The 13,824-nt window shown below is 71.4% G+C and carries 11 protein-coding genes; 10 read left to right on the forward strand and 1 reads right to left on the reverse strand.

Going from position 1 to position 13,824, the window contains the following annotated elements; genetic code table 11:
- Positions 1-146: 146 nt before the first annotated feature.
- From ndk to ACFZA0_RS01835, 8 genes are all read left to right on the forward strand, one after another.
- A complete protein-coding gene (gene ndk, locus ACFZA0_RS01800; RefSeq protein WP_391009603.1) occupies positions 147-560 on the forward strand; it encodes a nucleoside-diphosphate kinase in 414 nt (137 codons plus the stop codon).
- 369 nt (positions 561-929) lie between these two features.
- Positions 930-1,949, forward strand: coding sequence for a rod shape-determining protein MreB (locus ACFZA0_RS01805; RefSeq protein WP_391011776.1), 1,020 nt, complete (start codon positions 930-932; stop codon positions 1,947-1,949).
- Between the two features lie 165 nt (positions 1,950-2,114).
- The gene (gene mreC / locus ACFZA0_RS01810; RefSeq protein ID WP_391009605.1) at positions 2,115-3,059 is read left to right on the forward strand and encodes a rod shape-determining protein MreC; all 945 of its coding nucleotides are present in this window, start codon (positions 2,115-2,117) and stop codon (positions 3,057-3,059) included.
- A 14-nt stretch (positions 3,060-3,073) separates the two neighbouring features.
- On the forward strand, positions 3,074-3,745 hold the full coding sequence (gene mreD, locus ACFZA0_RS01815; RefSeq protein WP_391009607.1) for a rod shape-determining protein MreD: 672 nt from the start codon (positions 3,074-3,076) through the stop codon (positions 3,743-3,745).
- A gap of 229 nt (positions 3,746-3,974) precedes the next feature.
- The gene (gene mrdA, locus ACFZA0_RS01820; protein WP_391009609.1) at positions 3,975-6,239 is read left to right on the forward strand and encodes a penicillin-binding protein 2; all 2,265 of its coding nucleotides are present in this window, start codon (positions 3,975-3,977) and stop codon (positions 6,237-6,239) included.
- Positions 6,236-7,435 (forward strand): rod shape-determining protein RodA, encoded by a 1,200-nt coding sequence (gene rodA, locus ACFZA0_RS01825; protein ID WP_391009612.1) that lies wholly within the window; start codon positions 6,236-6,238, stop codon positions 7,433-7,435. Before mrdA ends, rodA begins: the two co-directional genes overlap by 4 nt.
- Before the next feature lie 139 nt (positions 7,436-7,574).
- Positions 7,575-9,074, forward strand: a complete 1,500-nt coding sequence (locus ACFZA0_RS01830; RefSeq protein ID WP_391009614.1) for a CHAD domain-containing protein — start codon at positions 7,575-7,577, stop codon at positions 9,072-9,074.
- A gap of 102 nt (positions 9,075-9,176) precedes the next feature.
- Complete coding sequence (locus tag ACFZA0_RS01835; RefSeq protein ID WP_391009617.1) at positions 9,177-11,144, forward strand: TIGR03960 family B12-binding radical SAM protein; 1,968 nt, start codon at positions 9,177-9,179, stop codon at positions 11,142-11,144.
- A 57-nt stretch (positions 11,145-11,201) separates the two neighbouring features.
- Here the strand turns inward: ACFZA0_RS01835 and ACFZA0_RS01840 are convergent, their stop codons facing one another.
- A complete protein-coding gene (locus ACFZA0_RS01840; RefSeq protein WP_391009620.1) occupies positions 11,202-11,546 on the reverse strand; it encodes a CU044_2847 family protein in 345 nt (114 codons plus the stop codon).
- Between the two features lie 74 nt (positions 11,547-11,620).
- Here ACFZA0_RS01840 and ACFZA0_RS01845 point away from each other — a divergent pair, with 74 nt between their 5' ends.
- Positions 11,621-12,733 (forward strand): hypothetical protein, encoded by a 1,113-nt coding sequence (locus tag ACFZA0_RS01845; protein WP_391009623.1) that lies wholly within the window; start codon positions 11,621-11,623, stop codon positions 12,731-12,733.
- 153 nt (positions 12,734-12,886) lie between these two features.
- Positions 12,887-13,663, forward strand: a complete 777-nt coding sequence (locus ACFZA0_RS01850) for a TIGR03936 family radical SAM-associated protein (protein ID WP_391009626.1) — start codon at positions 12,887-12,889, stop codon at positions 13,661-13,663.
- The last annotated feature ends 161 nt before the right edge of the window (positions 13,664-13,824 follow it).

Genomic DNA, 13,824 nt, shown 5'->3' on the forward strand with positions numbered 1-13,824 from the left:
GAGCGTGACCCCGGTGCGACAGTGGGGTGGCGTCCCGGCAGCCCACCGCGACAGCCTCGTCACAAGCCTGACGCTGCGTGACGACCCCGCGGTGGGGCCCTGTAGCCTCTTCTCCCCGCACCATCCTTGATCGAAGGAGCCCTTCCGTGACCCAGCGCACCCTCGTCCTGCTCAAGCCCGACGCCGTCCGTCGCGGCCTGACCGGCGAGATCATCAGCCGTATCGAGCGCAAGGCCGGCTGGGCGATCACGGCACTGGAGCTGCGCACCCTCGACGGGGACACGCTGGAGCAGCACTACGGCGAGCACAAGGGAAAGCCCTTCTACGAGCCGCTCATGGAGTTCATGGCGTCCGGTCCGGTCGTCGCGCTGGTCGTCGAGGGCGAGCGGGTCATCGAGGGCGTGCGCACCCTGGCCGGCCCGACCGACCCGATCGCCGCGGCCCCCGGTTCCATCCGCGGCGACTTCGGTTCGATCGTCCGCGAGAACCTGATCCACGCCTCCGACTCGCCGGAGTCCGCCGAACGCGAGCTGAAGATCTTCTTCCCCGGCCGCGTCTGAGCCGGCCCCTCGGGCGGGGCGTCCCGACGCCCCGTCAGGCGCCCGTCCGGACGCCGCCGGGCGGTGCCGCGAAGGTTCGCGGACCTTTCCGGAAGCGTTCCGGAAAGGCCCCGGACAGCCCCGGGCAGATCGCCGTCCACACCTGTCACGAGTTTGCGTGTGCGCGCCGATCGGGGGAAGGACGCCCCCGATGGGCCGTCTCCGGGAGCGCGGCGGCGCATCATCTGCTGACAATGGCGAAGACCCTCGCGCAGTGTTCGTGCAGGCGCGTCTACGATGGAAGCCTTCACGTCACAGCACCCACCTCGCCTACCTGAAAAGCCCTCAAAAGCTCCTGGGAAGGCCAGACGAATCCTGATGGGGAACTCAATGTCGTTCATCGGCCGTGACATGGCTGTCGACCTCGGGACCGCCAACACGCTGGTGTACGTCAGGGGTCGCGGGATCGTACTCAACGAGCCGTCCGTCGTCGCGATCAACACCAACACCGGTGGGATCCTGGCGGTCGGTGCCGAAGCGAAGAAGATGATCGGCCGCACGCCCGGCAACATCGTGGCCGTGCGACCGCTGAAGGACGGCGTCATCGCCGACTTCGAGATCACCGAGCGGATGCTCCGCTACTTCATCCTGAAGATCCACAAGCGGCGCTATCTCGCGCGCCCGCGTGTGGTCGTCTGCGTGCCCTCGGGCATCACGGGAGTCGAGCGCCGCGCCGTCATCGAGGCGTCGACCCAGGCCGGCGCCCGCCAGGTGCACATCATCGAGGAGCCCATGGCCGCGGCCATCGGTTCCGGCCTGCCGGTCCACGAGGCCACGGGCAACATGGTGGTGGACATCGGCGGCGGCACCACGGAGGTCGCGGTCATCTCCCTCGGCGGCATCGTCACCGCGCAGTCCATCCGCGTCGCCGGCGACGAACTGGACAACGCGATCATCCAGCACGTCAAGAAGGAGTACTCCCTTCTGCTGGGTGAGCGGACGGCGGAACAGATCAAGATCACGATCGGTTCGGCGTACGACCTGGACTCCGACGAGCACACCGAAATCCGTGGCCGGGACCTGGTCTCCGGCCTGCCGAAGACCGTCGTCATCTCGGCCGGCGAAGTCCGCAAGGCGATCGAAGAACCGGTCAACGCGATCGTGGACGCCGTGAAGACGACCCTGGACAAGTGCCCGCCGGAGCTGTCCGGCGACATCATGGACCGCGGCATCGTCCTCACCGGTGGCGGCGCCCTGCTGCGGGGCCTCGACGAGCGGCTGCGCCGCGAGACGGGCATGCCCATCCACATCGCCGAGGACCCGCTGGACAGCGTGGCGCTCGGCTCCGGAAAGTGCGTCGAGGAATTCGAGGCACTTCAGCAGGTTCTGGACGCCCAGCCGCGCAGATGAGGTAACTCTTCGATTCCGCCGTACGAGATGATCTCCTCTCGTGCGGCGGATCGTTGATATAGAGGCATAAGCTCCCACAAAAGAATCCTCCCCGGGATCTCCCGGGTCGTTCCACGTTTTCAGGTTTCCCCCGAATTCCTACGAGGAAGGGCACGGCCGCAGCACGTGAGGGACACACGAGAAAGCCGGCTGCTCCTGGTGCTGCTGGTCGCCGTCGCGTTCGCGCTGATCACAGTCGACATCCGCGGCGGGCAGAACTCCCCCGTCGACGGCGCCCGTCAGGCAGCAGCCACCGTTTTCGGCCCGGTGGAGAACGGTGTCTCCTCCGCGGTCAACCCCGTCGGCGACGCGGTCGCCGCGGTCCGCGACTCCGGTGACCGGCACAGCAGGCTCGCCACGCTGGAGCGCGAGAACGCGGCGCTCAAGGCGAAGCTCGGCAGCGGCGCCCGCAACCGCAGCCGCCTCGCCCAGCTCGACGGCATGCTCAAGCTCGCGGGCGAGGGCCAGTACGGCATCAAGGGCGCCCAGGTCATCGCCATAGGGGCGGCGCAGGGCTTCTCCTGGACGGTCACCATCGACGTCGGCGCGCACGACGGCATCCAGCGCGACATGACCGTCCTCAACGGCGACGGCCTCGTCGGCCGCGTCACCACCGTCGGGCCCGACTCCGCCACGGTCCTGCTCGCCAACGACCCCGACTTCACCGTCGGCACCCGTATGGAGGGCAGCGACGAACTCGGCTTCGCCTCCGGGCAGGGCGACCGCCCGCTGCGCGTCCAACTGCTCAACGGCAAGGCCGACGTGAAGAAGGGCGACCGGCTCGTCACCTTCGGCTCGCAGCACGACAAGCCGTTCGTGCCGGGTGTCCCGGTCGGCGTCGTCTCCCGCGTCGACCCCTCCGGCGGCGACCTGACGCGCACCGTCTACGTCACCCCGTACGTCGGCTTCACCAAGCTCGACGTCGTCGGGGTCGTCGTCGAGGCGCCCAAGAAGGACCCGCGCGACACGGTGCTGCCGAAGAAGGCGAAGCCCATCCCCACCCCGACGGTGACCGTGACGGTCACCCCGTCGGCGAACGCGCCCGCCGGCGACCAGCAACAAGAGCAGTAGGAGCTGAACTCCCCATGCGCGTCAACCGGATCCTGCTCTCCACCGCACTGGTGGTCGTCGCCCTGGTGGTCCAGGTCAGCGTCCTGGCCCGGCTCCACCTGCCCGGTGCCGTCCCCGACCTGCTGCTGCTCACCGTCCTCGGCCTCGCGATGGTCTACGGCCACGTCGGCGGCGCCCTCGTCGGGTTCGGCGCCGGACTGCTCGCCGACCTCGCGCCGCCCGCCGACCATGCCGCGGGGCGGTACGCCCTGGTGCTCTGCGTCGTCGGTTACTGCGCCGGCCTGATCAAGCCCGAGACCGGACGGATCAAGTCCGCCCTCGCGCCGATGACCGTCGTGGTCGCCGCCGCGGTCGGCTCCACCCTGCTGTACGCCGGTGTCGGCGCCCTCGTCGGCGACACCGCCGCCCGCCATGTGGGCCTGGGCGGGCTGCTGTTCAGCGCCGCCCTGTACGACCTGCTGCTCGCCCCCTTCGTCGTGCCCGGCGTGATGTGGCTGGCCCGCCGCGCGGAGAACGACCCGCTCGGCGAGAGCACCTCCGCCGGGAGCGGCGGCGACATCGCCGCCGGGTGGCTGTCCGCCGGCACCGGGCTGCGCATCGGACGTCAGCGCGGCGGGCTGAAGGTGCGCACCACGCGGGCGCGCATGGCGCGGGCCGGCCGTATCAAGGGGGTCAAGCGGCTGTGAGCGGTGTCGTCACGGCAACCTCGCGGCGCCAACGCGGCTTCCGCGCACACAGGTTGAGCGTGTACTCGTATGACTCGTCAGTGCCGGAGAGGGGGCGGACCGCCGGCGGCGGGCCCCGCCCGCACCTCTCCCACCACCCCTCGCCAGAATGGGCTCCGCCCATGACCAACGCACCCCGGCCGCAAGCGACTTCATCCTCGGCCCTCGCTACGACGAATGGGCCTCGCCCATGACCAACATCCCCGAGACCGGCCGCACCCCCCGGGTGCAGATCCGGCTCGTCGTCATCCAGGTCCTCGTGCTCTCCCTGCTCGGCACCCTCGGCGGGCGCCTGTGGTACCTCCAGATCCGCAACGGTGACGAGTACGCCAAGGAAGCCTCCGGCAACCACGTCCAGCAGGTCGTCCAGCCCGCCACCCGCGGTTCGATACTGGACGCGCGCGGCGTTCCGCTCGCCGACAACGAGACCCGCCTCGTGGTCTCCGCCTCCCGCACCGACCTCATGAAGCAGAAGGACGACGGCAAGGCGGTCCTCGCCAAACTCGCCGCCGTCCTCGGCATGAAGCCGTCGGAGGTCCAGGAGAAGGTCCGGCTCTGCGACGCGAAGACGCCGCAGCCGTGCTGGAACGGTTCGCCCTACCAGCCGATCCCGATCACCGACGAGGCCACCGCCAAGCAGGCCCTCCAGATCCGCGAGCGCTCCGAGGACTTCCCCGGCATCACCGCCGAGCCCGAGGCCGTGCGCCGCTACCCGAGTCCCGGCAACGCCAACGCGGCCCAGGCGCTCGGCTACCTCTCGCCCGTCACCGACGACGAGATCAAGCAGGCCGAGGACACCGACTCGCCCTACCTGCGCTCGGACCAGGTCGGCCGCAACGGCCTGGAGCGCCAGTACGACAAGCAGCTGCGCGGCAAGGCCGGCGTCACCCGCTACGAGGTCGACAACCTCGGCCGCGTCATCGGCAAGGCCGAGAGCGACCAGGCGCAGCCCGGCTCCAACCTCGTCACCAGCATCGACTCCCGGGTCCAGCGGATCTCCGAGTACGAGCTGAACGAGGCGATGAAGGCGGCGCGCAAGGAGTTCGACACCAACACCAACGAGAACTACAAGGCCGACTCGGGCGCCGTCGTCGTGATGGAGGCCAAGACCGGCCGGGTCGTCGCGATGGCGTCGAACCCGTCGTACGACCCGAACGCCTGGGTCGGCGGCATCTCCGCCAAGGACTACGACCAGTTGACCGGCAAGGACAGCAACTACCCGCTGCTGAACCGCGCCATACAGGGTCAGTCCGCGCCGGGCTCCACGTTCAAGGTGATCTCCACGAGCGCCGCGATCGAGGCCGGCTACCCCTTCGACGGCAACTACCCCTGCACCAGCTCCTATTCGGTGGGCGGCCAGGTCTTCAAGAACTTCGAGTCGGAGAACTTCGGGCCGATCTCCCTGGGCCGCGCCCTGGAGGTCTCCTGCGACACCGTGTTCTACGGCATCGCCGACAAGGAGTGGAAGAAGGACGGAGGGATCAACCCCAAGAAGAAGACGAACGACTACTTCTTCAAGGCGGCCCACCAGTTCGGCCTCGGCAAGACCACCGGCATCGACCTGCCCAACGAGGTCGCGGGCCGCGTCCCGGACCGCAAGTGGAAGCAGGAGTACTGGGCGGCCAACAAGGACTCCTGGTGCAAGACCGGTAAGAAGGACGGCAGTTACGTCCAGAAGATCGCGTACGAGAACTGCCTCGAAGGCAACAAGATGCGCGAGGGCGACGAGATCAACTACTCCATCGGCCAGGGCGACACCCTCGTCACCCCGGTGCAGATGGCCAGCATCTACGGCGCGCTCGCCAACGGCGGCACCCTCTACACGCCGACCGTCGGCAAGGCGATCGTGAGCGCGGACGGCAAGACCGTGCAGACGATCAAGCCGCAGGTGCGCGGCAAGCTCCCCGACAGCGCCGCGACGATCAAGCAGATCGACTCGGCCCTCGCGGGCGTCGCCACCCGGGGTACCGCCGCCTGGCGGTTCCAGGGCTGGCCGCAGGACAAGATCCCGATGCACGCCAAGACCGGTACCGCCGAGGTCTACGGCAAGCAGACGACGTCCTGGTTCACCACGTACACCAAGGACTACACGATCGTCATGACGATCTCCCAGGGCGGTACGGGCTCCGGCGCCTCCGGCCCCGCCGTGCGCAAGATCTACGACGCGCTGTACGGGGTGCAGGAGGACGGCTCGATCGACAAGAGCAAGGCGCTGCTGTCCACGCCGCAGAAGTCGCTGCCGAAGATCAAGACCGACGGCACGATCGCCTCGCCGAAGGTCACGGGCGACCCGGCGGTCAAGAAGGAGAAGGCCACCGAGGAGGGCGAGACCCCCACGGACGACCAGCAGACACCCGCCACGACCGCGACACCGGCCGCCAACCCCAACCGTGACACCAGACGGCGCGGGGGCGGACGGCGGGGCGGCACCGGAAGCCGGAGGATGCTCACATGACCGGCGCGAACACCTTCTCCGTCTCCGGGTACGGGCCCGAACGCGCGGGCTGGACCAGGCTGCTGGCCCGCGACTCGGTGACCCGCAGGCTCGACTGGCCGATACTGCTGTCCGCGCTCGCGCTCTCCGGCATCGGCTCCGCCCTCGTCTTCTCGGCGACCCGCAACCGCACCGAGATCAACCAGGGCGACCCGTACTACTTCCTCATCCGGCACCTCATGAACACCGGCATCGGGCTCGCCCTGATGATCGGCACCATCTGGCTCGGCCACCGCACCCTGCGCACCGCGGTCCCGATCCTGTACGGGCTCTCGGTGTTCATGATCCTGCTGGTGCTCACCCCGCTCGGCGCGACCGTCAACGGCGCGCACGCGTGGATCGTGTTCGGCGGCGGATTCTCGCTCCAGCCCTCGGAGTTCGTGAAGATCACGATCATCCTGGGGATGGCGATGCTGCTGTCCGCGCGGGTCGACGCCGGCGACAAGCCCTACCCCGACCACCGCACGGTCCTCCAGGCCCTGGGCCTGGCCGCCGTGCCGATCCTGATCGTCATGCTGATGCCCGACCTGGGGTCGGTCATGGTCATGGTGATCATCATCCTCGGGGTGCTGCTGGCGTCCGGCTCGTCCAACCGCTGGATCTTCGGACTGCTCGGCGTCGGCGTCCTCGGCGCCGTCGCCGTGTGGCAGCTCCACATCCTCGACGAGTACCAGATCAACCGCTTCGCGGCCTTCGCCAACCCGGACCTCGACCCGGCCGGTGTCGGCTACAACACCAACCAGGCCCGCATCGCGATCGGTTCGGGCGGACTGACCGGCGAGGGGCTGTTCCACGGCTCGCAGACCACCGGCCAGTTCGTGCCCGAGCAGCAGACCGACTTCGTGTTCACCGTCGCCGGCGAGGAACTCGGCTTCCTGGGCGCCGGGTTGATACTGGTTCTCCTCGGCGTCATCCTCTGGCGCGCCTGCCGCATCGCCCGCGAGACGACCGAGCTGTACGGCACGATCGTCGCCGCCGGGATCATCGCCTGGTTCGCGTTCCAGGCGTTCGAGAACATCGGCATGACCCTCGGCATCATGCCGGTGGCGGGTCTGCCGCTGCCGTTCGTCTCGTACGGAGGATCGTCGATGTTCGCCGTCTGGGTCGCGGTGGGGCTGCTCCAGTCGATCAGGGTGCAGCGGCCCATGTCGGCCTGAGCCGGCCACGCACGACGTACGGGGCCCCGGTCACCCGCGAGGTGACCGGGGCCCCGCGCCGTTTTCCGGCCGCCGCCCGGCCGCGTCCGGGCCGGTACGGACTCTCCCGTTCCGATCAGCCGGCGACTAGATTCGAACCATGGCGGACACTCAGCGCGAAATCGAGCGTAAGTACGTCACCGACCGGGGACCGCTGCCCGACCTGACCGGCGTGGCCGGTGTCGCGGCCGTCCGGGACGAGGGCGTGGAGCACCTGGACGCGACCTACTACGACACCGCCGACCAGCGCCTGGCCGCCGCCCGGCTCACCCTGCGCCGCAGAACCGGGGGCCGTGACGCGGGCTGGCACCTCAAGCTCCCGGTGGCGCCGGGAGTCCGCGAGGAGATCCACGCCCCGCTCTCCGACGAGCCGCCGCCCGCGCTCACCGCCCTGGTCCGCTCCCGGGCCCGGGAACTGCCGCTGGCCCCCGTGGTCCGGCTGCGCACCGAGCGCGACCTGCGGCACCTCGTGGACGCGGAGGGCGCCCTGCTGGCGGAGGCGAGCGTCGACACCGTCCACGCGGAACGCCTCACCGGCGACGGCGGCACCGCCCGCTGGACCGAGATCGAGGTGGAACTGGCCCCGGGCGGCGACCCCGCCTTCCTCGACACCGTGGAGGAACGGCTCCGCGAGGCCGGCGTGCGCCCCGCCGACTCCCCGTCCAAGCTCGCCCGCGCCCTCGCCGACACCGGCGCCGAGGTGCCCCGCGCCCCCGCCGCCGGGCCGCCCGGCACGGCCGGCGACCACGTCCTCGCCTACGTGCGCGAACAGGTCGACGCCCTCGTCGACCTCGACCCCGGCGTGCGGCGCGACGCGGAGGACGCGGTGCACCGCATGCGGGTCGCCACCCGGCGGCTGCGCAGCGTCTTCCGCTCGTACGGCAAGGTGCTGGACCGCCGGGCCACCGAACCGCTGCGCGCGGAGCTGAAGTGGCTGGCCGGCGAGCTGGGCGTGGACCGCGACCGCGAGGTGCTCACCGAGCGCCTGACCGGCGCCTTCGACGGCCTCCCCGCCCGGCTGCGCACCGGACCCGTCCGCGGCAGGCTGCACGCCTGGTCCGACGGCCGGCACGCGGGCGCCCGCGAACGGCTGCTCGACGCCCTCGACAGCGACCGCTACCTCGCCCTGCTCGCCTCCCTGGACGCCCTCGCCGCCGATCCGCCGCTGCGCCCGGCCGCCGCCCGCAAACCGGAGAAGGTGCTGGCCAAGGCCGTGCGCAAGGACACCCGGAAGGTGGCCGACCGGATCGGGCACGCGCTCGGCCTGTCACCCGGACCCGAGCTGGACGTGGCGCTGCACGAGGCCCGCAAGAAGGCCAAGCGGGCCCGTTACGCGGCCGAGGCGGCCGTCCCGGCACTGGGGGAGAGGGCGTCCCGCGTCGCCGGGAACACGAAGAGACTGACCAAGCTGCTCGGCGAGCACCAGGACGCCGTCATGGCCCGCGAGGCCCTCCTGGACATCGCGGACGCGGCGCAGGCGGCGGGGGAGAGCTCCTTCACCTGGGGCCTGCTGTACGGGCGCGAGGAGCGCGGCGCGAGCGCCGTGGAGGCCCAACTCCCGCGCCGCTGGGCCAAGATCGGGCCGGGCACGGCGCTGTGAACCGGCGGCGGGCCGGGGTCCGGCCGTACGGAGCGGTCGCCGGCCCGCGTTAGCCTGGATGGTCACGCCTGTCAGACCATCCCCGCGACGAAAGTTCCCGCGATGCCCGTCGAGTCGGTTTTCCCGCAGCTCGAAGCCTTGCTCCCGCATGTGCAGAAGCCGATCCAGTACGTCGGCGGAGAGCTCAACTCCACCGTCAAGCCATGGGACGACTGCGACGTCCACTGGGCGCTCATGTACCCGGACGCGTACGAGGTCGGACTGCCCAACCAGGGCGTCATGATCCTCTACGAGGTGCTCAACGAGCGGGACCGCGTCCTCGCGGAGCGCACGTACAGCGTGTGGCCCGACCTGGAGGAGCTGATGCGGGAGCACCACGTCCCGCAGTTCACGGTGGACAGCCACCGGCCGGTGAAGGCGTTCGACCTGTTCGGCCTGTCCTTCTCGACCGAGCTGGGCTACACCAACATGCTCACCGCCCTGGACCTCGCGGGCATCCCGCTGGAGGCGAAGGACCGCACCCTGGACGACCCGATCGTCATGGCGGGCGGGCACGCGGCGTTCAACCCGGAGCCCATCGCGGACTTCATCGACTGCGCGGTGATCGGCGACGGCGAGCAGGCGGTCCTGGAGGTCACCGAGCTGGTCCGCGCCTGGAAGGCGGAGGGCCGCCCCGGCGGGCGCGAGGAGATCCTGTTCCGCCTCGCCCGCACCGGCGGCGTCTACGTCCCCGCGTTCTACGACGTCGAGTACCTGCCCGACGGCCGCATCGCCCGCGTCGTGCCCAACCGCTCCGGCGTGCCGTGGCGGGTGTCCAAGCACACCGTGATGGACCTCGACGAGTGGCCCTACCCGAAGCAGCCGCTGGTCCCGCTGGCGGAGACGGTGCACGAGCGGATGTCCGTGGAGATCTTCCGCGGCTGCACCCGCGGCTGCCGCTTCTGCCAGGCCGGCATGATCACCCGCCCGGTGCGCGAGCGCTCCATCACCGGCATCGGCGAGATGGTCGAGAAGGGCCTGTCCGCCACCGGCTTCGAGGAGGTCGGCCTGCTGTCGCTGTCCTCCGCCGACCACTCCGAGATCGGCGACATCGCCAAGGGCCTCGCCGACCGCTACACCGACGACAAGATCGGCCTGTCGCTGCCGTCGACCCGCGTGGACGCGTTCAACGTCGACCTCGCCAACGAGCTGACCCGCAACGGCCGCCGTTCGGGCCTGACCTTCGCGCCCGAGGGCGGCTCGGAACGGCTGCGCAAGGTCATCAACAAGATGGTCTCGGAGGAGGACCTGATCCGCACGGTCTCCACCGCGTACGGCAACGGCTGGCGCCAGGTGAAGCTGTACTTCATGTGCGGCCTGCCCACCGAGACCGACGAGGACGTCCTGCAGATCGCCGACATGGCGACGCACGTCATCCAGAAGGGCCGCGAGGTCTCCGGCGCCAACGACATCCGCTGCACCGTCTCCATCGGCGGCTTCGTGCCCAAGCCGCACACCCCGTTCCAGTGGGCGCCGCAGCTCTCCGCCGAGGAGACCGACGCGCGCCTCGCGAAGCTCCGCGACAAGATCCGCGGCGACAAGAAGTACGGCCGCTCCATCGGCTTCCGCTACCACGACGGCAAGCCCGGCATCGTCGAGGGCCTGCTCTCCCGCGGCGACCGCCGCACCGGCGCGGTCATCCGCGCGGTGTACGAGGACGGCGGCCGCTTCGACGGCTGGCGCGAGCACTTCTCGTACGACCGCTGGATGAGCTGCGCGGACAAGGCGCTGGCCCCGTTCGGCGTCGACGTCGACTGGTACACCACCCGCGAGCGCGGCTACGAGGAGGTCCTGCCCTGGGACCACCTCGACTCCGGCCTCGACAAGGACTGGCTGTGGGAGGACTGGCAGGACTCCCTCGACGAGACCGAGGTCGAGGACTGCCGCTGGACCCCGTGCTTCGACTGCGGCGTCTGCCCGCAGCTCGACCTGGACATCCAGGTCGGCCCGACGGGCAAGAAGCTGCTCCCGCTGACGGTGAAGAACGCGGCACCGGCGCCCGCGTCGGCGTCCGGCGGCCACGCGCACTGAGACGCGCGACCTGCGCGCCCGCCCCGGGGACCGGTCGGTCCACGGGGCGGGCGTTCTTCACGATCCGGTCCCGGTGCTCCCGGTCGGCCCCTGCCGGTTGCGGGACCACACCATCTCCACCTGGAAGGTCGCCTCCTGCACGGTCCTGGCGATGACGGCGCCCGCCTCCGCGCTCATGGTCACGCCGAACGTCACGGTCATCCCGTCGGGCCGCAGGCTCCCGCGCAGGGTGTGCAGCGACACCGCGACCGCGTCCCCGATCGCGTCGAGCCGCGCGGTGAACTCCGCGTGGGCCTCCCGCACCGGGCGGCGTCCCGACGCCGGACGCGGGCCGTCCGGGCCGTCCGTCTCCACGATCACCGGCTCCGCGCCGGCCACCTGAAATCGCGTCAGTTCGGTCATGCCCCGGCCGCCTCTCCCCCTGAGTTGCGGGGGACTACCCCGTTCACATGTCCGACAAAACAAAAATGGCCGGAGTGTGGCGAATCTCCCGCGTGTTCCCGCGCATCCGTCGGGGCGGCCCGCGCGTCCTGCTCTGCATGCGCCCCGAACCGGCCCCGCCCGCCGTCGCGTCCACCGCCCGGCCCGGCCCGGGGGAGGGCGGCTGCCTCGTCGTCGCGGTCCGGCTGCCGCTGCGCATCGCCGTCGTGCTGCTGGTGCTGCCGGTGCGGCTGGCGTGGGACGGGCTCGTCGCGGCCGGACGGTTCGCCCGCCGGTCGGTGCTCCGGCCGCTGGGGCGGGGCCTGCTGTGGGCCGCGCGGATCCTCGTCGGCGTGCCGCTGGGGGTGCTGTGGCGGTACGCCGTCGTGCCGTGCGGCAGGGCGACCGCGTGGCTCGTCGAGGTGCTCGTCGTCGCCCCGCTGGTCCTGCTGTACCGCCACGTCCTGACCCCCCTCGGGCACGGCGCCGCCTGGCTGTGGGCGCACGTCTGCGTCCCCCTGGCGAGCGGCCTCGCCCGGCTGCTCGCCGCCGTCGGCCGGGGCGGGTGGGCCGGGGTCTCGGCCGTGCTGCGCGTCCTGGTCGCCGTTCCGGCCGCGGCCCTGTACCGGTGGGTGCTGGCCCCGGCCGGGCGGCTGCTCGCGCGGACGGCCCGGTGGACGCTGCGGGGCGTCGGCCTCGCCCTGTACCGGACCGGGCGCGTGCTGCTCGTGCTCCCCGCGGCAGCCCTGTGGCGGTGGGTCCTCGTGCCCGTCGGCCGGGTGCTCGCGGTACTCCTCGGCGAGCTCGTGGCGGCCCTCGGCCACGCGTGGCGGATCACCGGTCCGGTCTCCGCCGCCGTGGGCCGCTTCCTCGCCGCCGTTCTCCGGGTGCTGGTCGTCACTCCGGCCCGCGCCGTCCACGCGTACGTTCTGACACCCGTCGGCCACGTCGTGCGGGACCTCTTGCTGCGCCCCGCCGCCGCTGCCGCGCGTGCCGCGGGCCGTACCGTCCGGCAGGCGCTGGGCTCGGCGCGCGACGCCGTCCGTCGGGCCCGTGCCGACCTGCGCCGGCTGCTGCCGGGGTCCGGGGCGCCCGGACGGGCGCCCGTCCCGGTGCGGGAACCGGCGGGGGACGTTGCGCGTACTCTAGAGAAAAGGCCCGGAAGCTGAACGACCCCCTCGGGGGGCGTCCCCCGGCGCCGGCGCCCGGCAGGGGGCCGGCCCCCGCTCCCCGCACCTGCGGTGAGGGCCCCGGGCCGCCGTACACAAGGAGACGTACCACTGGGCAAGCGACAGCCCGAAGGCCCGCCGCCCGCACCCGCGGTGCAGCGCATCCGCCTGCGCTACACCAAGCGCGGCCGCCTCCGGTTCACCAGCCACCGTGACTTCCAGCGCGCCTTCGAGCGTGCGCTGCGCCGCGCCGAGGTGCCCATGGCGTACTCGGCGGGGTTCACGCCGCATCCGAAGGTGTCGTACGCCAATGCCGCACCCACCGGCACGGGCAGTGAGGCGGAATACCTGGAGATCGCCCTCGCCGCGGCACGTGATCCGCAGACGCTGCGCGAGCTGCTGGACGAGTCGCTGCCCGCCGGGCTCGACATCGTCGACGCGGTGGAGGCCCGTACCCCGGGTCTCGCCGACCGGCTCACGGCGTCCGTGTGGGAACTGCGCCTCGACGGCGTGGACCCCGAGGACGCGGACCGCGCGGTGGAGGCCTTCAACCGGGCCGCCACCGTCGAGGTCTCGCGCATGGCGAAGAACGGCGTCCGCACCTTCGACGCCCGCTCCGCCGTCGCCGGGCTCGAACGCGTGGGGACGGACACTTCCCAGGCTGATAGGCCGAGCGACCGGCCCTGTGCGATACTGCGGCTGGTTGTTCGGCACGTGACGCCTGCCGTACGACCCGACGACGTCCTGTCCGGTCTTCGCGCCGTGGCCGACCTGGCGCCGCCGGTCCCCGCAGCGGTGACCAGGCTGGCGCAGGGGCTGTTCGATGAAGAGACCGGCGAGGTGACCGACCCGCTCGCGCCCGACCGCGAGGCAGTAGCGACCGAGCCGCCCATGGCCGGAGCGACTGCCACCGCGAAGGCGCCGGCGTAAGGAAGGTCCCGCGCAGGGACGCACGTCGTAGCGCAGCCCTCGTATCCGGGAGCCACCTGGGTCGGGCGGCGCACCCGACCACAAGACTTTCGCCAGGCCGTCCGCAAATCGGCGGACGGAACCGGCGAGACAGGACACGGAGAGCTCCCGTGCGGCGCACG

The organism is Streptomyces sp. NPDC008150 (assembly GCF_042956945.1).
In the GTDB taxonomy this organism is placed as follows: Bacteria; Actinomycetota; Actinomycetes; order Streptomycetales; family Streptomycetaceae; genus Streptomyces.